The organism is Sorangium sp. So ce295, assembly GCF_051527405.1.
GTDB lineage: Bacteria > Myxococcota_A > Polyangia > Polyangiales > Polyangiaceae > Sorangium > Sorangium cellulosum_B.
This window is the reverse complement of the sequence record NZ_CP150324.1, coordinates 2,692,523-2,718,110: the sequence shown is the minus strand read 5'-3', so window position 1 is coordinate 2,718,110 and position 25,588 is coordinate 2,692,523. Positions and strand designations below refer to the sequence as shown.

19 protein-coding genes are annotated in these 25,588 nt (G+C 71.6%); 14 read left to right on the top strand and 5 right to left on the bottom strand.

What is annotated here, in order from left to right; all coding sequences use genetic code 11:
• Positions 1 to 45 precede the first annotated feature (45 nt).
• Entirely contained in the window at positions 46 to 723 is a 678-nt protein-coding gene (locus tag WMF11_RS10420; protein ID WP_437977346.1) for a hypothetical protein, read from the bottom strand.
• A 238-nt stretch (positions 724 to 961) separates the two neighbouring features.
• Between WMF11_RS10420 and WMF11_RS10415 the strand changes: the two genes are divergently transcribed.
• The 9 genes from WMF11_RS10415 (at position 962) to WMF11_RS10375 (ending at position 10,225) form a co-directional block, all read left to right on the top strand.
• Positions 962 to 1,162, top strand: a complete 201-nt coding sequence (locus tag WMF11_RS10415; protein WP_437908269.1) for a hypothetical protein — start codon at positions 962 to 964, stop codon at positions 1,160 to 1,162.
• A gap of 589 nt (positions 1,163 to 1,751) precedes the next feature.
• Positions 1,752 to 2,804 (top strand): NAD(P)H-dependent flavin oxidoreductase, encoded by a 1,053-nt coding sequence (locus tag WMF11_RS10410; RefSeq protein WP_437977345.1) that lies wholly within the window; start codon positions 1,752 to 1,754, stop codon positions 2,802 to 2,804.
• Positions 2,805 to 2,830: 26 nt separating this feature from the next.
• Positions 2,831 to 3,220, top strand: coding sequence for a VOC family protein (locus tag WMF11_RS10405; protein WP_437977344.1), 390 nt, complete (start codon positions 2,831 to 2,833; stop codon positions 3,218 to 3,220).
• 123 nt (positions 3,221 to 3,343) lie between these two features.
• Positions 3,344 to 4,354, top strand: coding sequence for a hypothetical protein (locus tag WMF11_RS10400; RefSeq protein WP_437977343.1), 1,011 nt, complete (start codon positions 3,344 to 3,346; stop codon positions 4,352 to 4,354).
• A gap of 259 nt (positions 4,355 to 4,613) precedes the next feature.
• On the top strand, positions 4,614 to 5,519 hold the full coding sequence (locus WMF11_RS10395) for an ATP-grasp domain-containing protein (RefSeq protein WP_437977342.1): 906 nt from the start codon (positions 4,614 to 4,616) through the stop codon (positions 5,517 to 5,519).
• A 2-nt stretch (positions 5,520 to 5,521) separates the two neighbouring features.
• Positions 5,522 to 6,061 carry a 2'-5' RNA ligase family protein gene (locus tag WMF11_RS10390; protein WP_437977341.1) on the top strand — a complete coding sequence of 180 codons (540 nt, stop codon included), beginning with the start codon at positions 5,522 to 5,524 and terminating at the stop codon, positions 6,059 to 6,061.
• 153 nt (positions 6,062 to 6,214) lie between these two features.
• Positions 6,215 to 7,945, top strand: coding sequence for a protein kinase domain-containing protein (locus WMF11_RS10385; RefSeq protein ID WP_437977340.1), 1,731 nt, complete (start codon positions 6,215 to 6,217; stop codon positions 7,943 to 7,945).
• A gap of 73 nt (positions 7,946 to 8,018) precedes the next feature.
• The gene (locus tag WMF11_RS10380; protein WP_437977339.1) at positions 8,019 to 9,077 is read left to right on the top strand and encodes a hypothetical protein; all 1,059 of its coding nucleotides are present in this window, start codon (positions 8,019 to 8,021) and stop codon (positions 9,075 to 9,077) included.
• A complete protein-coding gene (locus tag WMF11_RS10375) occupies positions 9,077 to 10,225 on the top strand; it encodes a hypothetical protein (protein ID WP_437977338.1) in 1,149 nt (382 codons plus the stop codon). Before WMF11_RS10380 ends, WMF11_RS10375 begins: the two co-directional genes overlap by 1 nt.
• Before the next feature lie 160 nt (positions 10,226 to 10,385).
• On the opposite strand, the gene WMF11_RS10370 is transcribed toward WMF11_RS10375, so the two are convergent.
• Positions 10,386 to 11,297: an alpha/beta fold hydrolase gene (locus WMF11_RS10370; protein ID WP_437977337.1), complete on the bottom strand. Its 912-nt coding sequence runs from the start codon at positions 11,295 to 11,297 to the stop codon at positions 10,386 to 10,388.
• Between the two features lie 812 nt (positions 11,298 to 12,109).
• Here WMF11_RS10370 and WMF11_RS10365 point away from each other — a divergent pair.
• From WMF11_RS10365 to WMF11_RS10350, 4 genes are all read left to right on the top strand, one after another.
• On the top strand, positions 12,110 to 15,088 hold the full coding sequence (locus tag WMF11_RS10365) for a carboxypeptidase regulatory-like domain-containing protein (RefSeq protein WP_437977336.1): 2,979 nt from the start codon (positions 12,110 to 12,112) through the stop codon (positions 15,086 to 15,088).
• A 93-nt stretch (positions 15,089 to 15,181) separates the two neighbouring features.
• The gene (locus tag WMF11_RS10360) at positions 15,182 to 16,102 is read left to right on the top strand and encodes a LysR family transcriptional regulator (RefSeq protein ID WP_437977335.1); all 921 of its coding nucleotides are present in this window, start codon (positions 15,182 to 15,184) and stop codon (positions 16,100 to 16,102) included.
• Positions 16,103 to 16,256: 154 nt separating this feature from the next.
• Positions 16,257 to 17,351, top strand: a complete 1,095-nt coding sequence (locus tag WMF11_RS10355; protein ID WP_437977334.1) for a 2Fe-2S iron-sulfur cluster-binding protein — start codon at positions 16,257 to 16,259, stop codon at positions 17,349 to 17,351.
• Positions 17,352 to 17,388: 37 nt separating this feature from the next.
• Positions 17,389 to 18,309: a sterol desaturase family protein gene (locus WMF11_RS10350; protein WP_437908251.1), complete on the top strand. Its 921-nt coding sequence runs from the start codon at positions 17,389 to 17,391 to the stop codon at positions 18,307 to 18,309.
• A 34-nt stretch (positions 18,310 to 18,343) separates the two neighbouring features.
• Here the strand turns inward: WMF11_RS10350 and WMF11_RS10345 are convergent, their stop codons facing one another.
• Both WMF11_RS10345 and WMF11_RS10340 read right to left on the bottom strand, forming a co-directional pair.
• Positions 18,344 to 21,703 carry a HEAT repeat domain-containing protein gene (locus WMF11_RS10345; RefSeq protein ID WP_437977333.1) on the bottom strand — a complete coding sequence of 1,120 codons (3,360 nt, stop codon included), beginning with the start codon at positions 21,701 to 21,703 and terminating at the stop codon, positions 18,344 to 18,346.
• 158 nt (positions 21,704 to 21,861) lie between these two features.
• Entirely contained in the window at positions 21,862 to 23,514 is a 1,653-nt protein-coding gene (locus tag WMF11_RS10340; protein ID WP_437977332.1) for a glycoside hydrolase family 30 protein, read from the bottom strand.
• A gap of 304 nt (positions 23,515 to 23,818) precedes the next feature.
• On the opposite strand from WMF11_RS10340, the gene WMF11_RS10335 reads away from it, so the two are divergent.
• Positions 23,819 to 24,604, top strand: coding sequence for a hypothetical protein (locus tag WMF11_RS10335; RefSeq protein WP_437977331.1), 786 nt, complete (start codon positions 23,819 to 23,821; stop codon positions 24,602 to 24,604).
• Between the two features lie 109 nt (positions 24,605 to 24,713).
• Here WMF11_RS10335 and WMF11_RS10330 read toward each other — a convergent pair whose 3' ends face one another.
• On the bottom strand, positions 24,714 to 25,535 hold the full coding sequence (locus tag WMF11_RS10330) for a metallophosphoesterase (protein ID WP_437977330.1): 822 nt from the start codon (positions 25,533 to 25,535) through the stop codon (positions 24,714 to 24,716).
• Between the last annotated feature and the right edge of the window lie 53 nt (positions 25,536 to 25,588).

Sequence of the window (25,588 nt, the reverse complement as noted above, 5' to 3'; positions counted from 1 at the left end):
CACACTGAACAACCCGACGGTGCACCGCGGGCCGGCACCGGGGCGTCAGCGCCCCGCGCGCCGGCGACGATCGATGAGCGCGGTCGCGATCGGGAACAGCGGCAGCGCCATCAGCACGTAGAACCCCGGCTCATCGAACGCGGGCCCCCGCGGCCGGTAGATGCCGCCGCTGAGCAGACACGTCGCGACGTACGCCACCAGGATGGCCGCCCCGCACAGGCTCCACAGCCGCAGGTCGATCGGCGCTGGTGACGAGGCACGCGCGGCCCGCGGCGCGGCGTCCGGCGCGTCGAGGACTCCGCGCCACCGCTCGACGTCCCACAGCGCCAGCCCGACCAGGCCGGCGAACATCAGCGTGACGACCGTCGCCGTCGGGACGACCGCCGTGCTCCAGCAGAACGCCAGGATCGCGCCCGTCACCGGCAGCGCCAACAATGCGCCGGCCGTCGCGAACCGCTGCGTCATGAGCAGCGTCGCGGCCACCAGCTGGACCACGCCCACGAACGTGTAGAAGTGCCCGGTCGCGTGGAACGCGTGCAAGAACTCATGGAACGGGCCGCGACTGCCCGGATCCGTGAACGGCTCGCCGAGGATCTTCTTCAGCCCCGCCGGCAGGAACGCGAAGCCGATCAGGATGCGCAGGTTCACCACGGCGAGGTGCGCCCACCGGCGCTGCCGGAGCCAGGCGACCATCGCCTCGATGCTGTCCATCACGGAGTCCACGGGCCGCGCAGTGTAGCCGCGCCGCGCGCGCCGCGGATCTGAAACCGTGGAACTGGAGCGTACCATCTCAGCCTCCGTCCGGCGTGAGAAGCATGCCACAGGAGGGATACCCGCCGCCCGCGTACGCCACGCCCCGCCGCCCGACGGCTGGCGCGCTGGCCCACGGCAGCCCGGGAATCACGGCCCGGGCACGAAGCGCACGTCGCGGCTCGTCTGGTATGGGTGGAAGCACGTCATCGTGCTCGGCGGGAGTCTCCTGCTCGTGCCCGTCGCCCTCGGCGCCGAGACCCCTGAGATCCTCGTGGTGAGCCTCAGCGGCATGGTGGTCCCGTACGAGGAAAGCGAGCCGGAGAGCCATCGTTCCACCCGCCTCCGGCTCGAGCCCCAGATCGGCTTCGCGCCCGGCGGCGCCACCTTCGGCCTCGGCGGCACCTTCTGAGTCGCGAGCCGCTCGGGCTGTGGGGCCAGGGTCGAGAGGGTCCCCTGGGCAACGGGGAAGTCCCCCGCGCGCTCCTTCTCGCGTAGCCGCGATCGGACGGCTCTGCTCCACGACCATGTTGAACGACTTACCGAACTGTCCACTGGACAGACCTCGTCCTGCGGCCTCGGCCGACCAATCGACGGATAGTTAGACAAACTAACATCTGGCGACTGGCGTCCCGGACTGGCTTGCAAGGGCCCATGGATCGACGTGGTCCGTCACGTGGCACCTCGATTACGAAGCCAGCTCCCAGTCCTACCGCAAGAGCGATGCCCCGGTTCGTTGCGAGAGAACTGACGGTGTTCAGCGCGCCCTCGGAGATCCAGGCCCGAATGCCCGAGCCACGCTCATCCCCGATACCTCATGCCGACCTTCGTACTGGCAGAGGAACGCGTAGCGCATCGTGCAGGTGAGCACGTGCCGTCCAACCCGGCGTTGCCACCGATGGGCCCTTCGCTTACGCTCGGGTCCCACGGCCGCACGCTCTCTGCTAGGCGAAAAAGGACAAAAGCGGGACTCTGCTTCGGCCGTGGATCTGGAGATTCTCATGACGACGCTGCAGGAGCTCCTTGCGATCGATCTTCCAATCATCCAGGCGCCCATGGCCGGCGTGCAGGGCAGCGCGCTCGCGGTCGCCGTCTCCAGCGCTGGTGGGCTCGGCTCGCTGCCCGGCGCCGTGCTGGGCCCGGACGCGCTGCGCAAGGAGCTGGCAGCCATCCGAGCGCAGACCACGAGGCCGTTCAACGTGAACTTCTTCTGTCACACGCGGCCCGAGCCCGACGCCAAGCAAGAAGCGATCTGGCGTGCCCGGCTCTCGCCGTACTTCGCCGAGCTCGGCGTCGATGCAAGCGCCATCCCGACCGGCCCCGGCCGGTTGCCCTTCAGCGATGAGGCCGCTGATGTGCTCGACGAGCTCAGGCCTGCTGTGGTGAGCTTTCACTTCGGCCTGCCCTCGGAGGCCTTGCTCTCGCGGGTGCGCCGCTCGGGCGCGAGGATCCTGTCCTCTGCCACGACGGTCGACGAGGCGCGCTGGCTGGAGGCGCGCGGCGTCGACGCGGTCATCGCCCAGGGCATCGAGGCGGGCGGTCATCGCGGCAGCTTCCTGTCCGACGATCTCAGCGTCCAGCTCGGCACTTTCGCGCTGGTGCCGCAGATCGTGGACGCCGTGAAGATCCCCGTCATCGCCGCGGGCGGCATCGCGGACCCGAGGGGTGTCGCAGCCGCCATCGCGCTCGGTGCGGCCGGCGTGCAGCTCGGGACGGCCTACCTCTTGTGCCCGGAGGCCACCACGAGCAGGGTGCATCGCGCGGCCCTCGCGAGCGGCGCAGCCAGCATCACGGCGCTCACCAACCTGTTCACCGGGCGACCCGCTCGGGGCATCGTGAACCGCCTGATGAGGGAGCTTGGGCCGATGAGCGGCGCCGTGCCAGCTTTTCCCTTGGCGACGTCGGCCATCGCCCCCCTGCGCGCCAAGGCGGAAAGCGAGGGCAGCGGCGACTTCTCGCCGCTCTGGGCGGGGCAAAACGTCAGCGGGTGCAAGGAAGTGCCAGCGGCCGAGCTCACGCGACAGCTCGCGGGTGCACTCCCAGGTGCACGCTGACGCCGCCCGACCTGCCGGAGGAAGCGATGAAACGCACGTGGACAATCATCGGTGTTGCTGATGTTGCTCGTAGCTTCAAGTGGTATCAGTCGCTGTTTGGTCAACCGGAGACGAAGCCCGCTCATGATGATTTCGGGCAAATACTGGACTCCGATGGAACGGTCTTGCTCTGCCTTCACCAGTGGGGTGCCCACGAGCATCCACCGCTGATCAGCCCCGATCACGTTCAGCCTGGCAACGGGCTGCTCTTGTTCTTCCGTGTGGACGACTTCAATGAGACGCTGCTTCGAGCACGCGCCCTCGTCGCCGGACTGGAAGAGGAACCCCGTTTGAACCCCAGTACCGGCACCAGCGAGTTCGCGCTCCGTGATCCTGATGGGTATTACGTCATGGTCAGCGCGCTCGCCGCGGCCTGACAGTTCACTCCCGGCGTGCCGCCAGCGCAGGGGCGCCGGCTGGACCCGCGCGCGGGCAGGTGACCGGGCGCCGCGCCGGGGCCATGGGGTGAACGGCTCCTGTTCGTGTATCCTGCAGCGACCATGTGCTGCACCTTCTCCCCCGCCACGCTCTCCAGCACCCTCCTCTATGCCGGCGATGCGCAGTGGAACGGCCTTTACGTCCACGTCCTCGCCTACCAGAACACGGCGTCGACCTCCGGCCCGAACGCCATGATCCTGCCGATCCCGGCCACGCGGCTCGGCCCGCAGAACGCGGTCGACACGCGCCCGTTCCGCACCTTCCTCGAGGACATCCGCGAGGCGACGCGCCAGCCGATCCCGCGAAGCTACGGCACGCTGCTGGGCGGCACGCTCGAGGCCGCTCGGGCGGTGGTTTTCGACGTGGGCAGCTATGCGGTGGTGCTCGCGGAGTCGCCGCGCGCCGTGCTCTCCGTCCTCAGGCAGGTCCCGAAGCCCAAGCGGCCTGCACTCAACGACCGCATGCTTCAGGCGTTCGAGGCCTATTACCCCGGCTGGCCGGTGGCGGTCTGTTGCTGGAACGGCAACCTCCAGCCCGAGCCGCTCCTGTGGTGGTATGAGCCCAGGTACCCGGAGTGGCTGTTCGCGCCCGCGCTCGACGCCCACGACGGCAACCCGCCCGATCTCCGGGCGACGGTCGAGGTCGATCACCACATCGCCTTTGGCTCGGCCCTGAAGCCCGAGGGCCAGCCGGTCCTTTACCGCGATGATGCGGGGGCGAACCGGCCGCTCTTGCCCTCGAGCGCGCACGGCACGGAGCTGCAATCCCGGATGATCAACGGCGATTTCTGGTTGCGCCGCGACCAGCTCGGCGGGCCGGCGCTGCGTTGCGTGCCGGGCGACAGGGCAGGCGTGCCCATCGCGCTGAACGGCTGGGAGGAACCTCCACCGTCCTGGCTACCGCCGGAGCCCATGGTGTCAAACTGGAATCCGCCGCCCCCCCGCCGGCCGATGCCGCCGCCTCCCGGCGGAAAGAGGTACTGCTCGAACTGTGAGTTCTTGCTCGATGCCTCGGTGAAGCTCTGCACCATGTGCGGAGCGTGGATCGATGTCGAGGGAGCAGCCCAGCGCTGAGCTCGACGGCCACGGACGAGCGATCTGAAAGCCGTCGACCCCGAGCAAGCAGACGCGAAGGATGGTCCCCACCTCTCGCCTCTCCACCTTGGTCTCTCGATATATCTCCTCCCCGTCTCCCCGTCTCCCTGTGTACTCTCTCTTGCTCTCTCTCCCGCCCGACAAGCCGACGGGGCCACCTCCGAGCTGAAGATCGCGCGGTCATCGCCCGATCTACACCCTCGTGACGACCATCGCGCCGTCAGATAGAGTCTGCGAGATGCTCCCCGCCCCGCTCGTCCTGTTCCCGAGCAGCCCGCTGCACCCGACCGCGCCGGACAGCGCCTTCGAGGAGGAAGCCGGGCATGCCGCCAGCGCCGGCTTCGACGTCGGCCTCATCGACCTCGAGGTAGTCCTCGGCGGCGACGTGAAGCTCCGCCGGGTGCCGGAAGGCCCGGGCGACGTCATCTACCGCGGCTGGATCCTGGGCCTCGACGCTTATCGATGCATGAGCGAGGTCGTCGCCGCGCGTGGCCGGCGGTTGATCACCGAGCCGGCAGCGTACCAGCACTGCTATCACCTGCCCGAGTGGTACGAGGCGATCGGCGGCGCCGAGCACACAGCGCGGTCGATCTGGATCCCGGGCTCCACGTTCGACCTCGAGGCCGTCGTCGTTCACGTGCGAGAGGCGTTCGGCTCGGGCGCCGTGATCCTCAAGGACTATGTGAAGTCCCGCAAGCACGAGTGGTTCGACGCGTGCTTCATCCCGGCGGCGGACGACGAGGCCAACGTGCGGCGCGTCGTGGGCAACTTCCTCCGCCTCCAGGACGACCACGTCGTCGGCGGGCTCGTCTTCCGGGAGTTCGTCGAGCTGCGACGCATCGGGCTGCACCCGAAGAGCAGGCTTCCGCTGGTGAACGAGCATCGCTTCTTCGTGCTCGACGGCCGGCCGTTCTACTCGGCGCCGTACTGGGCCGACGGTGCCTATCCGGGTGAGCCGCCGAGCGCCGACGTCCTCGCGCCCGTTCTCGACCGCGTGCGCAGTCGTTTCTACGCGGCCGACGTCGCCGAGAAGGAAGGGGGCGGCTGGATGCTGGTGGAGCTGAACGATGGCGGGTCGGCGGGCATCCCCGAGGGCGGGGCCGCGGACGCGTTCTACCGGAGCCTGCGCGCGGCGCTCGGCTGAGCATGGCGCAAGAGACAGCGTTCGCTCTGTGGCTCATCCCCGGCGGAGCGCCGGCCGCGCGGCTCGAGCAGCTCATCGAGGCGCTCGCCCGGGAGACCGGGGGCCCGGCGTTCGCGCCTCACCTCACCCTGCTCGGCGGGCTGCGCGGCGACGCCGGCGCGCTGGCCGCGAAGCTCGGCAGGCTGCGCGGCGACGGCGGCGCGCTCCGCCCCGTCGCGCTCGAGGCGCGGGGCCCCGCGACCGGCGACACCCGCCACCAGTGCGTGTTCCTCGACGTGACGCCGTCCGAGCCGCTGGCGGCGCTGCGCCGCGCGGCCGAGGCGGCGCTCGGCGCGAACGCGAGCGAGGCCCCCTTTCGCCCGCACGTGAGCCTCGCGTACGGCGAGCTGCCGGCCGCGCGCCGAAAGGAGCTCGCCGCGGATCCTCGGGTGCTTGCGCTCGCGCACGGGGTGTGGTGGGCCGACCGGCTCGAGCTGTGGGCCGTGGAGGGGCCGACCGACCGCTGGCGCTGCGTCGAGGGCGTCGCGCTGGAACGCCGGTGAGATCTCGCCGGCGCGGGTGTCATGCCTGCCCACCACGCGCCCAGACGCACGGTTCCGCCGCAGGGGAAGCGTCGACGAGGGATTTCCGCCCTGCGCGCAGATCGCGGCGCGCCGAAGTATGTGATCTCGTGGATCTCGGCTAGCCTGGGGCCCATGGCGATGGCTCCCGTTGCTGTGGGCGACGTCCTCGCGGGCAAGTACCGCGTGGAGCAGATCGTTGGCGCCGGTGCGATGGGCACGATCGTCGCCGCGTGGCACCTGGAGCTGGAGCAGCGGGTCGCGATGAAGTTCCTGCACTCGCTGCGGTCGGACGGCGGCGACCCGGCGGAGCGGTTCCGGCGCGAGGCGCGCGCGCTGGCCAGGATCAAGAGCGAGCACGTGGCGCGCGTCCTGGATGTCGGCTCGCTGGAGGGCGGGATGCCCTACATGGTGATGGAGTTCCTGGAGGGGAACGACCTCGCCCACGAGATCCGGGCGCGCGGTCCGCTGCCCGTGATGGAGGCCGTCGGGTACATGCTCCAGGCCCTCGACGCGATGGCCGAGGCGCACGCCACGGGGATCGTGCACCGCGATCTCAAGCCGGCCAACCTGTTCCTCTCGCTCCGGCCCGACGGTGATCGGGTCATCAAGGTCCTCGATTTCGGTATCTCGAAGTCGCTGCTCGGCATATCGCGCGACCAGGTCGCGCTGACCCAGACGGCGTCGCTCCTCGGGTCGCCGCTCTACATGTCTCCCGAGCAGGTGCGCTCCGCGCGGGACGTGGATACCCGCGCGGATATCTGGTCTCTCGGCGTCATCCTGTACGAGATGCTGACCGGGCGGACTCCGTACGACGGCGAGTCCGTCGCTCAGCTCTTCCACGCGCTGCTCTACGAGAACGCGGCCCCGGTCGCCCAGCTGCGCCCCGACGTCCCGCGCGAGCTGGACGCCGTGGTGATGCACTGCCTCGCCAAGGAGCGCGAGCAGCGGTGGACGAACGTCGGCGATATGGCGGCCGCGCTGCTCCCGTTCGGCCCCGCCACGGGCCACATGCACGTCGACCGGGCGCGCCGCATGCTCGGCAGCTCCTCGGACATCGCGCGGCCGTCCCTCCTCCACACCGGCGTGCCGAGCGGGGGCGCTCAGGGCACCGGATCGCGCCCGTCCCTACCGCACGGGGGCCCGCCCTTCGCGTCGGGCACGCCGTCTTCACCGTCCTTCGCGTCGGGCACGCCGTCTTCACCGTCCTTCGCGTCGGGCACGCCGTCCTTCGCGCCGGGAACGCCGTCTTCGCCGTCCTTCGCGCCGGGCACGCCGTCCTTCGCGCCGGGCATGCCGTCCTTCGTGCCGGCCTCGCCGACCGTGCCCAACGCGGAGACGGGGCCCACGGTCAACTCGTGGAGCAACTCGGGCCATCCGGTGCGAACGGTCCACAAGGGGGCGCGCGTCGTCCTGGCCATCGCCGCCGGCGCCTTGCTGGCAGGGGCCTCGCTCGGCGCCCTGTTCTTCCTGCGCTCCGGGCTCTCCACCGACCAGGCACAGCCCCCCGCTGCCGCGGCTGCGCCCACCGCCGAGGCCACGGCGGCGCCCACCGCCGAGGCCGCGGCGGCGCCCGACTCCGAAGCCACGGCGAAGGGCGACGCGCGCGAGGCTCCCGCCGCCACCGGCGCCGCGCCCGAGGTGGCCGGCGGTTCGCCGGCCCCGACCGCGCCGGTGGCCTCCTCCAGCGCGCCCGCGGCGCCGCCGGCGGCGTCCTCCGGCCCGGCGGCGCCGCTCGCCGCGCAGCCAGGCGCGCCTCGGGCGACCGCCACGGGCCGGCCCGTCGAGCGCGCGCAGCCCGACGCGGGGGCGCGCCCGGAGCCGACGCGGGGCAATTCGATCAGCGACTTCGGCGGGCGGCGCTGAGCGTGGCGCTCGCGTGGATCCGGCGACGGCCCCGAGGCTCGTCGTGGCCAGCTTGGAGGAGAACACGGGACGTATGAGGCGTACGAAACGTCGTCAGCGAAGCATCGCACACTGCGTCGGCCTGGGTCTGTGCGCGGCGTTGATCTCCGGGGGGCTCCCCGCGCGGGCGGAGCCGAGCGCCGCCGACAAGGCGACGGCGGAGGCGCTCTTCGACGCGGCGCTCGACCTGATGAAGCAGGGGCGCAGCGCAGAAGCGTGCCCGAGGCTGGAGCAGAGCCAGCGCATCGATCCGGGCATCGGCACGCTCCTCTACCTGGCCGAGTGCTACGAGAACACCGGCCGCACGGCGAGCGCGTGGGCCACGTTCCGGCAGGCCATGTCGGAGTCGCAGGCGGCGGGGCAAGCCGACCGCGCCCGCAAGGCGCAGGCGAGGGCGGCCCGGCTGGAGCCGGCCCTGTCGAAGCTGAGCATCGGCGTCGCCGCGGAGAACCTCGCGATCGAGGGCTTCAAGGTGCGCTCCGCCGGAAAGGCGGTCGATCCCGCGGTCTTCGGCGTCGCGATCCCCGTGGATCCGGGCGAGATCGCGATCGAGGCGAGCGCCCCGGGCCACGAGACCTGGACGGCGACCGTGAAGCTCGGGGGCGACAGCAAGGGCCCTGCGAGCGTCGATGTCCCGGCGCTCAAGCGGCTCGAGGGGCCGCCGCCTGCGCCCGGCGATGCGCGGCCTCCCGAGGCGGCGGGCCCTGCGCCGGCGCTCGGCGCCCCTGCGCCGGCGCCCGCGGCGTCCGGGGGCAACACGGCGCGCTTGATCGGCCTCGTCGTGGGCGGCGCGGGCGTCGTGGGGCTCGGCGTCGGGACGTTCTTCGGCGTGAAGGCCATCTCGAAGAACAGCGACGCGGAGGCCTACTGCAAGGGCGGCAGCACGTGCGAGGACGAGCGCGGCGTCACGCTGACCGAGGAGGCCAAGAGCGCCGCCACCGTGTCGAACGTCGCGTTCGGGCTCGGGGCGGCGGCGGCGATCGGCGGCGCCGTCCTCGTGTTCGTCGTCGCGCCGAGGCAGGCCCCGCCCGTCCAGGTGGGGGCGTTCGTGGACGCGCGCAACGTCGGGGTGCGCGTGGGAGGTACGTTTTAATGAGACGCATGACAGGGCTCCTGTCGCTCGCCCTGCTCGCCCCGCTCTCGAGCCTCGCGTGGCTCGGCTGCCAGGCCATCGCCGGCATCGAGGACCGCACCTTCGACCCGGGCAGCTCGGAGACGGGGGGCGGGCAGGCGCCCGTGAGCGAGCAATGCGCGTCGTACTGCGCCGACGTGATGGCGAACTGCACGGGAGAGCACCAGGTCTATGCCACGCTGGAGACCTGCCAGGGCGTGTGCGCGCTGCTCCCGGCGGGCGATCCCCTGGAGCCCGTGGACAACACGGTCGCCTGCCGCGCCCGCCAGGCGGAGCTGGCGGGCGCCACCGGCGAGGTCGGGGTGCACTGCCCGGCGGCCGGCCCGGGCGGCGACGGCGAGTGCGGGAGCAACTGCGAGAGCTACTGCGCGCTGCGGGCCGCGGCGTGCACGCTCGAGGTCGCCACCGAGGAGGAGTGCGTCGCCATGTGCGCGGGGCTCAAGGACGTGGATAAATTCGACGTCATCGAGAACCACGACGGCGACACGCTGCAGTGCCGCCTCGTGCACGTGAGCTCCGCGACGGTGAACCCCGAGGAGCACTGCCCGCACGCGAGCCTGACGCCGGTGCAGCCCTGCGGCGATCCGGAAGGGACGGCGCCGAGCTGCGAGGACTTCTGCCAGGTGGTCATGACCTCGTGCACGGGCGATCTGGCCGTGTACGAGTCGAGAGCGCAATGCCTCTCGGTCTGCGCGGCGCTCCCTCCCGGCGCGACGGAGGACCGGGTCGAGAACACCGTGGGCTGCCGCAAGTACCACGCTTACAGCGCGATGCTGGCGCCGACCACCCACTGCCCGCACGCGGGGCCGGGCGGAGACGGCCATTGCGGGGTCGAGGAGCCGGGCTCGGGCACGACGGGCAACTGCGTGTCGTACTGCACGCTGTTCGAGGCGGCCTGCAAGGAGGCCCTCGGCGAGGCGTACGATGGCTGGGGCGCGGCGTGCCAGGACGAGTGCAGCACGATGGCGGGAGCCGCCCACGATTCCCACTACGCCGTCGCGAGCGCCGAGGGCGGCGACACGGTCTCTTGCCGGCTGCTCCACGTGAGCCGCGCGCTCGAGAACCCGGAGGAGTGCGCGGCGCTGGCCGACGGGACCGCCTGCCAGTAACAGCCCGCGGTGGGCCCCACCGCGTTCCGGAGGGCGCGGGTGGTGCGGTCATTTGCTCAGAGAGGTTCCACATGAAGGCGGGAAGATCATCGAGGGTTTCTTACCGCCTTCATGTTCAAATCCGGCCACCACCCGCAAGGTTGCGGAGCGGAGGTGGCCGCTACTGCAGGCCGAGCAAGAACCCCCGTATGCGGGCCGACACCACACCCCCTGCCTCGAGGAGCATCGCGTGGCCTGTGCGGGGCACGATCATCCACTCGGCACCCGGGATGAGGCCGCGCAGCGTGTCGAGATCGGCCCGCAAGGCCATCACGTCGCGCTCGGGCGCGATCACCAGGACCGGCACCCGCACATGGGGCAGGACGTCCGACGCGCGTGCCTCCATCAACGACCGCAGAGACGCCCAGTAAGCGCGAAGGTCCATGGTCCCGACGGCGCGGAGGAAATGCTCCAGCTCCTCCCGAGGCGCCTCGGGCCCGAAGACGCCCGCGGCCTGGCCCAGGGGGAAGAGGGCCCTGGACGCCGTGACGCGGCGCACGACCGGCGCCATGCGAGGGATGATGGGGGCCGCTGTCCGCAGCGCCACCCGGAGGGCCGTGCGCGCGCCGGGGATCCTGAAGGCGGCGCTCGACGCGTAGGGGTGATCGGCGCCGCCGGCGATGAGCACCATCGCGCGCACGAGATCTGGGCGGCGGCGATAGAGCTCGAGCAGCACCGTGACGCCCATGGAAAAGGCGATGTGCACCGGCGCGTCGGCGAACGTGCCACGAGCACGGACCGCCTCCGTCACTCGTAAAAGGTCGTCTGCGTGGGTCCGAATGGCGTAGTCGCCCGAGCGCGCTATCTCGCTCTGCCCGTGACCCCGGTAGCTCCAGTGGACCAGGTGGGTCGTCATTGCGAGGGCGCTGACGAGGTGCTTCCAGAAGTTCTCCGTCGTGCTGAGGCCGTTCGTGAGGACGACGGGCGCTCGATCTCGCAGCTGCACCTCGTCGCCTGGGCGCTGGTGCGTGTGCCACGCGATGCGCGTCCCATCGCTTGCAACGATGTGCCGCAGAATCGAACCTTCCATCATCGGAACGGACAGTAGCATGCGCGACCTCGCGACCAGCGATCGACAAGGGTAGCGTTCCACCTGCCGCATGGCGTCCCAGGTCCGTGTCGCCGTGGTCGGCCTGCCGTGCAGCGCAGCCTCGAGCGCCATGGTGCCCGCCGTGAGCCGTACGTTCCGGTCGCTATCCCTGAGGGCGCGGCGAGGCCTCGCTGGCGCGTTCAGGCGTGTGCGCGCCCCGGGAGGCCCCGCGCACCGCGACGACGTCGGCGCGCCCGTGAAGTCATTGAAATTGTCGACCTTTCCGTTGTCCGCTGTCCGGCACCAGGGAAGAAGCCCAAGTTCGTCCCTGGTTCTGCATGCGCTGTAGGCTGCCCGGCGTCTCGGCAGGACCTCTCGCTCGCAACCAGGGACGACCCCAGCGAACCCGGTGCTGGTCTGCCGGATCGGACGAGAGCCTGTCTCTTTCCTCGAATTTGCGTCTCCAGCAACGGATCGCCCGCATGGCCCTCGACCACCGAGCGGCTGCGACCACCCCTCGTCACGCCCTCCGGAAATCCCGGGAGCACCGACGGATGGCGGCGGTCCGGCGCCACGAATTCGTCCCTGGCCGACGAGGTATTCGCGCGCTCGCCACCCGCGAACCGACCGGAGCCCCCGGTCCCGCGACGCCCGCGCTCCGCCGTGGGAACGTGCCGTCATCCTGCTGCCCAGGACGAGGCCCCGCCATGCGTCCGCGCGATGGATTAGTGATCCCGGCGGCAGGGGGCGATGGACGAAGGAGGGGCGGTCAGGTCATGAAGAGCGCGGAAGCGAGACGGTGGCTTGCCCTAGTAGTGCTCGGGCTGGCGGCGGCGGGGATCCTGGGCCTCGTGTTGTGGCTCCGCGCCGGAGAGGCGCCGGCGGACGGCCCCGCGCGTCCGGCGAGCGCCGCTTCGACGCGGGGAGCGCGGCGCCTCCGCGCGAGGGACGCGCCGCCCCCGCAGCTCGGGAGCATCGCGGGGCGGGTCGCCAATGCGGCCGGCTCGCCCGTCGCCGGAGCGCTTGTATGCGCCAGCGCGAGCGGCGGAGCGAGCGGACTGACGCCGTTCGATCTGGGCGAGCCGACGTGCGCGCCCGCAGGAGAGGACGGCCGCTACCAGATCGCGGATCTCTCCCCCGCGCGCTGGACGATCTTCGCCTCGGCGCCGGGCCACCGCCCGGCGAGCTACACCTCCCCTGCCCCGGACCGCGCCGGCTGGCTCGATCTCCGCCAGGGAGAGGCGCGCACCGGCGTCGACCTGACGCTCGCCCGCGGCGGCGTCGAGGTCCGGGGCCACGTCAAGGACGTCAGCGGCGGGCCCATCGCCGGGGCGCTCGTCATGATTCATGGCTTCCTGGGGTCGCACCAGGGCGCCGCGGTGACCCGCTCCGACGCACAGGGCTCCTTCTCCGCGTGGACCGAGGAGGGCTACTGCCTGGCCCGCGCCACCGCCGACGGGTACGCCGAGGGGTCGCAGCACGGCATGGCGCCGGGGCCGCCGCTCGAGATCTTGATGACGCCCGGCTCGGCGATCGAGGGGCGGGTCGTCGAGGCGGGGTCGGGCGCGCCGATCGCCGGCGCGACGGTCCGTCCCGGGATGGCGCAGCGGTGGGGCCCCGGGGAGGTGAAACCCGTGTCGAGCGACGCGGAGGGGCGCTTCCGCATCCCGGGCCTGGCGCCCGGGCGGTACAAGCCCACGGCGCGCGCCGCGGGCGGCTATGGCCAGGCGCGCGCGAGCGTGGTGCTCGGGATCGGCCAGACATCGAGCGAGGTGGTGATCGAGATGCACCCCGCCAGCAGCGTGGCCGGCCGCGTGGAGGTCACGCCCGGGGGCGGGCCCTGCGCGAGCGGCTCCGTCACGCTGTTTCACGAAGGGAGCGGGTGGCTCCCGACGGTCCTCGGGGCCGACGGTTCGGCGCGCTTCGAGGGCGTGCTGCCCGGCTCGTACCAGGTGATGGTGTTCTGCCAGGATCACGCGTCGGAGCCGGCCTACCCCGCCGTGGAGGTCGGCGAGGCGGACGTCGAGGGCCTCGTGTGGACCGTCCGCGCCGGGCTGTCGCTCCGCGGCCGGGTGGTGGACCGCGAGGACAAGCCCGTGCGCGCCATGGTCCACGCGAGCCCGACCGACATGGGGGCGATGCAGCCCGGCTCCGTCGGGCAGAGCGATGACGACGGCCGCTTCGTGCTCCGGGGGCTCCTCCCTGGCAAGCACAGGGTCATGGCGCGCTCGAACGATCACATTCCGCCCGAACCGGTCGAGGTCGAGCTCGTCGATGAGCGCGCTCCCGAGATCACCCTCGTGATGGATAGCGGCGGCAGCGTCGAGGGCACGGTGACCGACGAGGACCGCCGCCCCGTCGCGGGCGCGGACGTCATGCTGAGCGCGCCGCGGCCCGGGTGGAGCGGCCCTCCGGCTCCGAGAACGTCCCTCGCGGACGGGACCTTCGTGTTCAAGGGGGTCGCGCCGGGCGCGTACCGGATCTGGGCCATGCAGGGGGGGATGCCCATGAGGGCGCCAGGTCAGGCCGACGGCGGCGATCTCGGGGTCGCGGTGACCGTGGAGGCAGGGGCGGCCGCGCGCGTGAGCCTGGTCGTGGAGCGCCAGAACGGCGAGATCCACGGGCGCGTCGTCGACGGGAGCAGCAGGCCGGTGGCGGACGCGTTCGTCAATGTCCAGCGGGAGCCCGAGGGCGCGGGGGAGCCGGGCGCACCGGCCCCTCCGCCCCCGCCGATGGAGAGCATGGGGCCCTACGCGCCGGTGCTCACCGATCCCGACGGGGAGTTCGTGATCGGGAACCTGGGCCGGGGCACGTACACGGTCCAGGCGCAGCGCCGCGGAGGGGGCCGCGCCGTCGTCGAGCACGTCACGATCGGCGGCGCCGTGACGCTCATGATCCAGGAGACAGGCACCGTCTCCGGCGCCGTCTCCAGCCCCGGCGGCGCGCCGCCCGATCAGTTCACGATCCGCGTCACGGACCGCGAAGCGCCGTTCTTCCGGAACGAGTCCTTCGCATTCACGGACGGGGCCTGGACGATGAGCGATCTGCCGGCGGGCAAGTACGAGCTCGCAGCCGACGCCCCGGAGGGGACGGCCACGGGCGAGGTGACGCTCGCGCAGGGGGAGCAGCGGAGCGGGGTGGTGCTGACGCTCGCCGCGCGCGTCGCGCTCCGGGGTCAGGTGGTGTCCCTGGAGGACGGCGCGCCCATGGCCGGGGTGACCGTGCACGCGTACCCGCGCGCCGGCGGAATGGCGCCCTCGCCGGTGCAGCAGCACGAGGTCACCGACGGAGCGGGTCATTTTCACCTCGACCGCGTGCCCGGAGGCCCCCTCGTGCTCATGCTCATGCCCGCGGATCCGATGAGCTCGGCGTTCGACGCGGCGATGATCCCGGTCGATGTGCAGCCGGGCACGGAGACCGACGTCGGGCGGCTGCTTATGGCGAAGCGCCGGGTGAAGCACGACGAGCCTCCCGGCGATCTCGGGTTCACTGTCGAGCCGCCCCGGTCGCCGATGGATGTGGCCATGCGGCCGCACAAGGTGGTCGACGTGCGCCGCGACGGTCCGGCCGCGGCGGCCGGCCTGCAGGTGGGGGACGTGATCGTCTCGGTGGACGGCCACGATGTCACCGGCAAGCTGGGCTATCTGGTCGGGTCCCTGATCCGCGTGCCCGCGGGGACGCGGGTGACCCTCGGGCTCTCGCGCGGGGCGCACGTGACCCTGGTGGCCGCGGCGATGCCGCCGCCCCCGGGCGTCGGGCAGGGCGGCATCGAGGCCGCGCCCTCGCCACCGTAGGCGCCGCCCGCCACGTCGCGACGGCAGGCGCGTGGAAGAGCTCGCCGCCCGCGCTCTCGGCGGCGGGTGTCGGGGCAGCGCTACCCTCCCCCCATGAACGCACCGCCGCTGCCTCGCCTGCGCGCCGTGGACCTGAACCTGCTCACCGTGCTGGACGCCGTGCTCACCGAGCGCAACGTGACGCGGGCGGCCGAGCGCCTCGGCATGACCCAGCCGGCCGTGAGCAGCGCGCTGAACCGGCTACGCCTGCTGTTCAACGACGATCTCATCGTGCGCCGCGGCAAGGAGATGGCCCCGACGCCGCGCGCCCTCGCGCTCGCCGGCCCGATCCGCAGGGCGCTCGACATGATCCATGCCTCGCTCGCTCACACCGGCGCCTTCGATTGCACGGCGAGCCACACCTTCAGGCTGGGGATCACCGACCTCGGAGAGGCCCTCCTCTTGCCTCGTTTTCTGCAGTGGCTCGAGCAGCTCGGCGCCCGCGTCCGGCTCGATCTCTGTCGCGAGCCCGGAGCCTCGCTGCAAAATGAAATGCGGCTCGGCAAGGTCGAGCTCGTCCTGGATCACATCGCCATCCCGGGCGAGGAGTTCCGGCGAACCCGCGTGCTCGACCTCGAGTTCGTCACTCTGGTGCGCCAGGATCATCCGACCGTTGGCCCCTCGCTGACGCTCGACGAGTACATGGCGCTCGAGCACGTGATCATCGAGCCGCGCGAGGGCCAGACCAACCTGGCAGAGCAGATTCAGGCCGTCGTTGGGCGAGCGCGGCGCGTGCGGGTGCAGGTCCCCCGCTATCTCTCGATGCCGTTCATCGTCTCGCAGTCGAACCTCGTCTGCACGCTGCCGCTCCCCCTGGCGCGGCTGTTCGAGCAGCACTTCCCCGTGCGGGTGGTGAGCTGTCCGCTCCCCATCCAGCCGATCCCGCTGTTCATGATGTGGCATGCCTGTCAGGACGGCGACCCGGCCCACGAGTGGCTCCGGCGATCCCTCATCGAGCTCTGCAGCCGCGTCTGACGCGTCCCATGCGGGCGGGCTCGGCCTGAACAGAGGCGGGCGGCCAGGGATTCGGAGGAATATTCACGCCGGTAATCTGCCTCATACCATTTCCTGATTGGGCTTTTCGGTGGCCGCCTCCATGAAGCCACGTGCAACAGGGAGCCATGACATCGTGAAAGCCATCTCATTCGGCGGCCGGGCGAGGGGTCGAGCCGGGACCCTCCACCTCCTGGGCAGCGATCGCGCGGTCCGTATCGAGGCCGGAGAAACGCTGCTCAGCGCAGCCGTGCGCGGGAACATCCCGTTTCCACACATGTGCAGGGTGGGCGAGTGCGGCAGCTGCAAGTGTCGCCTCATCAAGGGGCATATCCGCCTCAAGAGCGATATCTCGCGCCACGTCGCGCCCGAGGAGATCTCTGCCGGCTTCGTCCTCGCCTGCCAGAGCCTCGCCGTGTCGGAGGACGTGGCGGTCGAGGTCCCGGGGATGGGCCGCGGGCGCTCGACGGATCGAGCGCCCGCGCAGATCGACGCGAGCGTCGCGCGCGTGACGCGGCTCGCGCCCAGCGTCGTCGCGCTCGAGGTCGACCTCGCCGCGGACGTCCGCTACGTGGCCGGGCAATATGCGCAGCTCACGGTCCCCGGCGCACCCGGGCTCGGCGAGCCGCGCTGTTACTCGTTCGCCGAGGCGCCGGATCGGGCCTCGCCGCGCAGGGCGCTCTTTCATATCCGCCACGTGCCGGGGGGCGCCTTCACCGAGTGGCTCTTCGGGGCCGATCGCACGGGCGCGCGCCTCTGCTTCTCGGGGCCCCACGGCAGCTTCCGTTATCACGAGGCCGATCGGCCGCTCCTCTGCGTGGCAGGAGGCACCGGGCTCTCTCCGATCAAGGCGATCCTGGAGCAGGGGCTCTCGGATGGGCTCGCCCGCGACGTGACGCTGGTCGTCGGCGCGCGCGCCCGGCAGGATCTCTATGCCCTCGACGCCATCGCCTCGATCAAGGCGCGATGGCGAGGTCGATTCGTCTTCATGCCCGTGCTCTCGCACGAGCCCGAAGGCTCGAGCTGGACAGGGCGGAAGGGGCACGTCACCGACCATCTCCGTGAGGTCGCCGCGGGCCACGCCGATTGCGCGGCCTACGTGTGCGGGCCGCCCGGGATGATCGACGCCGTGCTCGACGTGCTGCGCGGCGCGATCCCGCCGAAGCACTTGCATCACGACAGATTCCTGGACCGCGGCTCGGTCGCTCGCGCCGCCGCCGCGGTCGCCTGAGCCAGGCCACGACACTCGAAACGAAAGGAGAGCCCTCATGCTCCACGGCACGGTGTTCGTCCTCGTCTTCCTCGCGCTCTTTGCCGCCCTCGAGCTCGCGCTCGGCCTGTATCGGCGCACAGGCGTGCTCACCATGCGGGAGCTCGGCGCGAGCCTCGTGTCCGTCGGCGCCTACCTCGTGATCCGCGGCGCGTCCTTCGTCGCCGTGACCTGGGCGCTCGGGGCGCTCTGGCCCGGCTCCGAGGGCGCGCTCGCCAGCGTGAGCTCCTTGGTGGTGTTCCCGATCTACGTGCTCCTCGACGAGTACGGGATCTACTGGGTACACCGCAAGAGCCATGAGTGGCCCTGGCTCTGGCGGCTCCACAAGCCGCACCACGTGCCGCGCAACATGAACATCGCGGTCACGTACCGGGAAAACTGGCTATGGCATGTCCTGTTGCCGGGCACGTGGATGGCCCCGCTCGTCGTCTGGCTCGGCCACCCTGGCGCCTATGTCGTGGGATTGGCCTTCAGGACGGTGATCGTGCTGGCGGAGCACAGCGATCTCCGCTGGGACGTGCACCTCCAACAGGGCCGCTTCACGCGCCCTGCCATGCGGGTCCTCGAGCGCATCGTCTCGCTGCCCGACACGCACCATGTGCACCACGGAGTCGGCCGCTTCGGCAATGCCACGAAGAACTATGGCGCCGCCCTCATTTGCTTCGATTGGATCCACGGCACGCTCATGATCCCGCACGCGCGCCAGGAGGGCTTCGGGCTCCCCGAGGGCGCGCCGGTCGAGCCCTGGGCCGAGCAGCTCTTCTGGCCGTTCGTGCGCTCGACGAAGCACGAGAGGGCGGATCGCCGCGGCGCGATCGAACCGACGCAACCGACGCAACCGACGCAACCGACGGCCGACCTCGCCATGGCGGAGGCGGTGATTTACACCGCCGATGGCCGCGCTGTCGTCGTGAGATGAGCCGTGCCAGACGGCGCGCCCGCCGCCCTCCGCCTCACGGCGGCATGACGAACGACGCCGGCCCCGCCACGGCGGGGGACGGGTCCTTCCGGTAGCGCTCCAGCAGCTCGCGCCGGTCCGCCGTCCAGCCGTTCTTCGGCGACGCCGCCTGCACGAGCGCCTCCAGCGCGAGCCGGCGCAGCCGCGGATCGGGGCTCGCCCGGAGCTCCTGCTCGAGCTGCGACGGGTGGACGCAGCCGTGCACCGCGGACATCGCCGCGACCATCGCGTCGTGGTGCAGGAGGTCCCGCCGGCCGAGCTCGACGAGCGCCTGTCCGAGCGCCTTCCAGGGAAGGAGGCGCGCCGCGAGCCCCAGGTACTGGGGCACGGCCAGGGCGTCCGCCTTGAGCGCGGCGAGCAGCCCCTCCCCGACGGCGACGTGGTGCTTCGCGGCGTACGAGCCGAGCCGCGCCGAGAGCGCGGGCAGGAACGCCACGAGGTGCCGGCGCCTCGGCGAGAGCTCCGCGAGCCGCTGGACGACGATCGCGACCTCCCCCGGCTGCATCCTGGCGAGCGCCGCGGACAGCGCCTCCGCCGCCTCCTCGGGCGCGGGCGCGGCCATGTGCTCGAGCAACCGGCGGAAGAGCGACCGCGCCTCGTCCCGGAGCGGCAGGTGCGCGGCGCGCCGCAGCAGGTCGAGCCGCGCCTCCGGCTCTGCCCGCCCGAGGATCGCGGCGAGCAGGTCCACAACGCGCCGCTCGGCCTCGGGCGACAGCCTGCCGAGCGGGATGTCCGCGAGCTTCGAGGCCACGATCCAGTCGGGATCCCGGGCGGCGCGGCCGAAGACGTCCCAGGTCTCGGGCTTGTCCAGGTGGTCCCAGAGCGCCCGGAGCAGCGCGATCCGCACGTCGCGGTGCGTCTTCGGGGCGTCCAGCTGGAGCAGGTCCCGGTAGGCGTCGTCGCCGCCCAGCTCGCCGAGCAGGCGCACGACCTCCTTGGCCACGGTCACCTTCGTTGTCGGCACCGCCCGGAGCTCGGCGAGCACCCGCTCCCGGGACATCTCCGCGAACGCCTTCCGGAGCGCGTAGATCGCCCAGCGCGCGCGATCGTCGCCCAGGCACTCGATCAGCACGGGGACGCCCTGGCCGGCGTCGAGCCACGGCAGGCCCCGGATGGCCATCTCGCGCAGGGGCGGCCTCGGATCCGAGGCGAACGGGGTGATCGCCGACGCGTCGACGTACGCGAGCCGGACCAGCGTGGAGATCGCGAACCGCAGCGTGGGGACGTCGCTGGTCTCGTCGCCGAGCAGCGCGCGGAGGCCGGCGGCGTACTTCTCCTGCTGCCTCGCCGTCCAGCGGCCGTGGCCCCCGCCGAAATCGAGCACCCAGCGCGTCTTGCCCGTCGCGAACCTGCCGGTCATGGGTTGCGTCCGGTCGAGCAGGGGGTCCAGGAGATCCTGGCGCCTCTGGCTCACGTGCCGGGCGACGGCGCCGATCAGCACGAAGCTCCTGTCCTCGCGCAGCAGCGCGGGCACGAGCCGCGCGAACCGCGGCCTGTCGTGGGCGCGCAAGAGGCCGAGCGCGCCCGCAGCGACGCCGACGAACGGGAGCTCGCGGGACAGCCGCTCGAGCGCCTCGAGCAGCGGCGTGACCACCTCGAGGCGGATGCCGAGGCTCTGCGCGAGCGAGAGCACCGCCCCTGCCCGCTCGCCGGTGCACCACGCGCCCGCGAGCTGCGCGAGCGCCGGGCTGAGCCGCTCGGCCTCCGCGCGGGTCAGCCCGTCCCCGAGGCCCGCCGTCGAGACCGAGCCGCGCACCGCGAGGAGCTTCGTGAGCCAGCGCGCCCCCCACGCTCCGTCGATGCGGAACAGGCGGACCACGAGCCGCTCCACGGCCGAGGCCGTGGCGTGGGACAGGTCCGCGGCGTCGAGCGCGTCCTGCGCCACGGCGCCCACGGCCTCCAGGTGCTCCTGCGCGAACCGGCCGATGGGCAGCGCGGCGAGGGCGCCGATCATCGCCCGCCGCACCGGATCCTGCTCGAACTTGCGGGCGCGGACGTTCGCGAGGGCGTCCGCGAGCGCGCCCCGGTCGTGCAGGACGCTCGCGAGGAGCAGCGCCTGCGCCTTCGCCCGCTCGTCGCCCTCCGGGTGCCCAAGGAGCGGCGCGAGCACCTCCTTGGCCTCGGCGAAGGACAGGAGGCGCGCGTAGCTCATCCGCCGCTCCGGCTTCGAGACGAGCGACGGGCAGCTCGAGAGGTGCCGCCTCGCCTCGCGCTCGCGCAGGTCGCGGGGCAGCGCGTCGAGCACCTCGGGCGCGATCGTGCCGTCGGAGGCCTGCGCCGCGCAGGACCAGCGCACGAAGGCCCGCTCCCGGAGCGCTTGCTCCTTGGCCGACTCGGCCTTCACGTAGCGGAACAGGAAGGCGCCGTAGCCCCCGGCCCCTCCGAGCAGGAAGGCCCGCAGCACGGCCTTCTGGTCGTCGGGGCCGAGCCGCAGGAACCACCGCACGCCCCGCTTGCCGTCGCTCAGCGCGCCCCAGGCGTGGCGGATGAGGTACTCGAGGCGCTCGGCGCCGAGGGCGGGCGCGCCCTTGTCGAAGCGCACCACCCCGAAGGCGCCGGGCGGCCGCGCGGGTCGCCCGCCCTCGTGGCGCGCCTTGAGGAGGTCGAACGTGGCGGCCGGCCGCGATCGGGCCAGGAGCTGCAGGGAGCCGGCGAGGAACGAGGGCTCCTCGCCGCGCTCGAAGAGGGCCTGGATCAGCGGCAGCGCCGCGTCGGGCGCGCGCCGGGCGAGCGGGACGAGCAGCGGCGCGAGGCGATAACGCAGGCGAGCGTCGAGGGACTGGGAGCGGGCGATCGCCTCCCCGAACCAGCGCGCCGCGGCCGCGGGGTGCCTCACGCCGAGCCGATCGAGGCAGCTCGGGCCGCCCGCCTCGTCGATGGCGCGCCGGTGCGCCGACACGAGCGCCTCGGAGCCGAACGGGAGCAGATCCACGATCAGGGGGTCGCGCCCCGCCTGCATGCGCGCGCCGAGGAAGGCGTCCACGGCGGCCTGGCGCTTGCGCCGCGCGAGCTGGGCGACGGTGCGCCGGAGGGTGCGCCGCTCGAGGAGGGCGCCGAGCGCCGCGAGCGCCTGCGCGTCGTCGCAGAAGCGGGCGACCATGCGGCCCGCGCGCCGCCGCACGGAGCGGGACGGGTCGGAGATGGCCGCGACGACGCGCGCGCCGTCGCCCGAGCCGTAGACGCTCATCAGGGCGAGGAGGCGCTCGTAGGGCTGAGCGCTGCTCCAGAGCGCGCCGAGGAGGGTGCTTGCTCCGGCGTCGCCGCGCGCGGCGGCGCGGCCCACCTCCACCACGCGGCGGACGCGGTCGTAGTGGGCCAGCGGCTCGATGTCGGCGAGGAAGGAAGCGGCGTCCATGGAGGGCGATCATAGCGCCCCGGGGCCGGAGGCTCGCAAGGCCGAGCGCGGCGACGCTCCGGAGCGTCGACACCCTCCGGCTCAGGTTTCATCTCTCCCGGGAGGCCATCGACAGGTTCGGGCCGCGATGGTTCAACCCGGGTCGGGTCGCGCGCGTCTTACTTCCAGTTGACGGTGGCCCAGCCACGGGCAGGAACGCTGAACTGGAGCTTTTTCGAGGCCACGCTGAGGGTGGTCGTCTTCGCGGAGCTGCCGGAGTTGTAGATGACCGTGACGATGCTGCCGTCAGGGTTCTTGAACGCCAGCGCGTCGCCGCCGGTCGTGTTGACGCGCATCGCTCCAGGATCGACGTATTGCGAGACGTGGCGGAAGACGTAGTAGGCGGGCGTCAGTACCAGCTCCTTCGTGTCGGCTTTCACGTTGAGGAGCGCGTTCTGGGGCCACGGCCGCTGCGAGTCGATGTTCTTCCCCACCGGGTCCAGCACCATGTTCCAGGCGTTGTACGAGTTCACCCCCGCCTTGATCCAGTCGCGGATGAGCCCCCAGCTCTCCTGCCCGTAGGCGTGATCGTTCGCCGCCGTGTTCGGGTTGAACGTCGGCACGCCCGGAGGGTTCCAGTTGTAGTTGCCGCACTGGTGCTCCGTTTGCACGATCGGCATATTCCGCGATTTCAGGCCGTTCACGCTGCCCCGCATGTTCCACTGCAGCCCGAAGCCCTTGACGTACTTCATCGCGGTGGCATCGTCCGTCACGGCGCTGAGGATCCCTGGGTCTGCCGCTTCGTTGGACATCGTGCCGAGGAAGATCTGCGCCTTGATCCCGCGCTCTTCGAACAGCGGCCCCAGGTGGGTGCCGATGAACTTGGCCATGAGCTGCCCCGTCCACGCGCAGCTCGGATACCTCGTCTCGTAGGTCGGCTCGTTCTGGGGGTGGACCGCCTCGATGGTCATGCCCTCTGCGGCGTACGCCTCAACGAACTTCGCGAAGTACAGGGCATGCGCCTTCAGGGTGTTCGCGTCGTCCTTCATCTTGCCACCATCGAAGGCGCCGTTGCTCTTCATCCAGGTGGGGGGCGTCCAGGGGCTGGCCCAGAGGTGGAGGCCGGGCCTCACGGCGAGCGCCGCCTTGATGTACGGGATCAATTTCTCCTTGTCCCGCGCGATGGAGAAGCTCTCCATCGTGAAATCATCTTTCTTCTCGTTGAGGCTATAGCGATCCATCGCATAGTCGCTCGCCCCCATGGGGATGCGCCCATAGGCGAACCCTGCGCCCTCGTTCTTGTCGAAGAGAAGCTTGATGGCTCGCTGCCGCTCAGCTTCGCCGAGCATCGAGAGCATGTTCCAGCCCATCTCGTTGAAGGAGCCGCCAAAGCCATCCCAACGCTGTTGCGTTGCCGCGTCGTCGACGGTCACGTCGGCATTGCCGCTCGTCACTTCAGTCGGCGTCCCGATCTTCCAGTAGTCTTTGTCGCCCGAGGTGATCAACGTGGGCTCGACAACGTCGGGCTCACCGCCGCCGGTACCGGAAGACGAGCCGCCGCCGCCGTCTCCGCTCGGATCGCCGCCCGCACCGTCCGAGCCGGTCGAGCCGCCCGTCCCCGCGCCGCTGCCTGTCGTCCCGCTGCCGCTCGCGTCTCCGCTCCCGCTCGCGTCTCCGCTGCTGCTCGCGTTTCCGCTCCCGCTCCCGCTGCTACTCGCACCCGCACCCGGGCCGCCCGAGCTCTCGGGTTCTTCCGGGCCGCTCGAAGAACCACAACCCACCAAGAGAGACGCGAGCAATATGCCGACGGTCGAAGCGCGTACCCTGTTCATCACAAAAATCCTCCATCCCAGGGGTGCAACCCCTTGGCGGTGCCTGCAGCAGGCGTCAGAAAGTGGCCGTCCTATATGCCCAGCAGGCCCCACGGTGATCGGGCGGGTGGGATAAAAGGCGGCAAGCCCCACGTCGATGACCCGGCGCACGCACGCGCCATGCGCTCGCGTCACACCTCCCGTGCCGAAGGTCCGCGTCGATGTCGCGGATGGCACGGCGACACGCCTTCCAGATCGTGCACAGCAGATCCAACCCGGCCGTATGATTGCTGGGTTTTGATGCGCGTGTTAGCGTCGGCCCCCGATGCGAACCGCGGTTTTCGCCCTCGCCCTCCTGGCCGGTTGCGGGGGCGCATCCGGGGCGGCGCCCGGCGCGGCCCTCTCCCCCTCCTACGCGACGAGCCTGGGCTCCACGTCGGCGAGCATGCCCAGCATGCCGTCCGCGCCCGCGTTGCCCAGTCGAGCTTCGGTCCAGGCCGATCTGGTCGTCCGCCCCGACGTGCTCGTCCTTGGCTTCGCGCTCCAGGAGACCGACGCCGATCCGCAGCGCGCCCTCACCGCGGCGCAGGCCGCGGTGCAGAACCTGGAGCGGCAGTTCAAGGAGGCGACCGGCGGCGCATCCACGGTGAAGATGCTGGGCGCGTCGTTCACCGCGGTCTTCACCGAGAAGGCGGAGAGCGAGGGTGACGCCGTATCGGCCGCTGTCGACGGCGTGATCGAGGTGCGCCTCGCCCCCGAGCTCGACTTCTGGGCGAGGAGCCGGCTGGCCGCAGCCGTGGCGCAGGTCAGGCGCGAGGTGAACGCCGCGGTGCAGGCGGCCAAGGACGGGCGGCGCGGGGCCACCTTCGGGCAGCTTCGGGCCGAGGTGAAGGAGCCGGAGGGGCACCGCGCGCAGCTGACCGAGCAATGGCTCCGGAGGGCGCGATCGTTCGCGGAGGCGGCGCAGGCGGCGTCAGCGCCGCTCCTGCTGGTGGACTGCGCGCCGCCGGGGGCCATCGAGCAGCGGCCCATCTCGCTGCTGGAGGTGGGGCTCTCCCTGTCGGTCGCGTGCCGCCTCGACGCGCTCTCCGCAGAGCCGAAGCGCGACTGACGGACGCCGGGCGATTCACGCCCGGCCAGCGACAGCTCGGATTCGTGCGGCGCCGAGGGCTCGTCGTGCTCGAGAAGCGGATCTGAACCGCCAGCGAACCGCAAGAACGTCACCCGGCGATCAGCCGGAACACCGGGAGTTCTGGCCGACAGGTGAACCGCACAGGCAGGACGCTTGTGCCGACACCGCGGCTCACATACACCCTGCCATGGGCGGTGTCGTACATACCCGAGCGAAATCGGCCTGATCCAGGCGGAACCCACACCGGCGTCCCGAGCGCTCGGATCTGTCCTCCATGCGTATGCCCCGCGAGGCCCAGATCGAAGCGCGGCGCGCCGGGAGGGAGCCTCTCGAAGATGCCGGGCGCGTGCGAGAGAAAGAGCCGCACCGGAGCGGATGGCACGTTCGCCAACGATGCACGGAGATCGTCGTGGCCGCTGCAGAAATCGTCCGTCGCGACGATGGAGACACCACGCTTCAGCAGCACAGATTCGTTCCCCAGGAGCCTGGCTCCGGCACGCGCGTAGACCTCGCCCAGCCGCCGCAAGGGGACGTGCCCCCAGTGTTCCCAGTTGCCGACGGTGGCGAGGACGTCACGCCCCGGCGCGGCGAGCCTGCGGCAGAACTCCTCCAGCACGTCGAGCGAGCGCTCGCTCTCGATCGAGTCGCCGGTCAGCACGACGAGATTGGGCTCCAGCCTCCGGATCGCGTCGACGGCCTTGTCGTGGACACGGCCGAGCGCGCGCAGGTGTACGTCAGAGAAGTGAGCGATCCGAAGCCCCTGGAGCGCGGCCGGGAGCCGGGGAATCGGGACGTCGTGCTCGGCGATCTCGAGCCACGAGGGCTCAATGGCGAGCCCATCCACCGCGGCAATTCCAGCAGCGCAGCAGCTGGCGTGGAGGAACGCTCGGCGGGTGAACCGTCGGATCATCCAGGAATCCTAGCAAACTCAGCGGGTGGACCGCGGCCAGCGCGTGAGCTCGG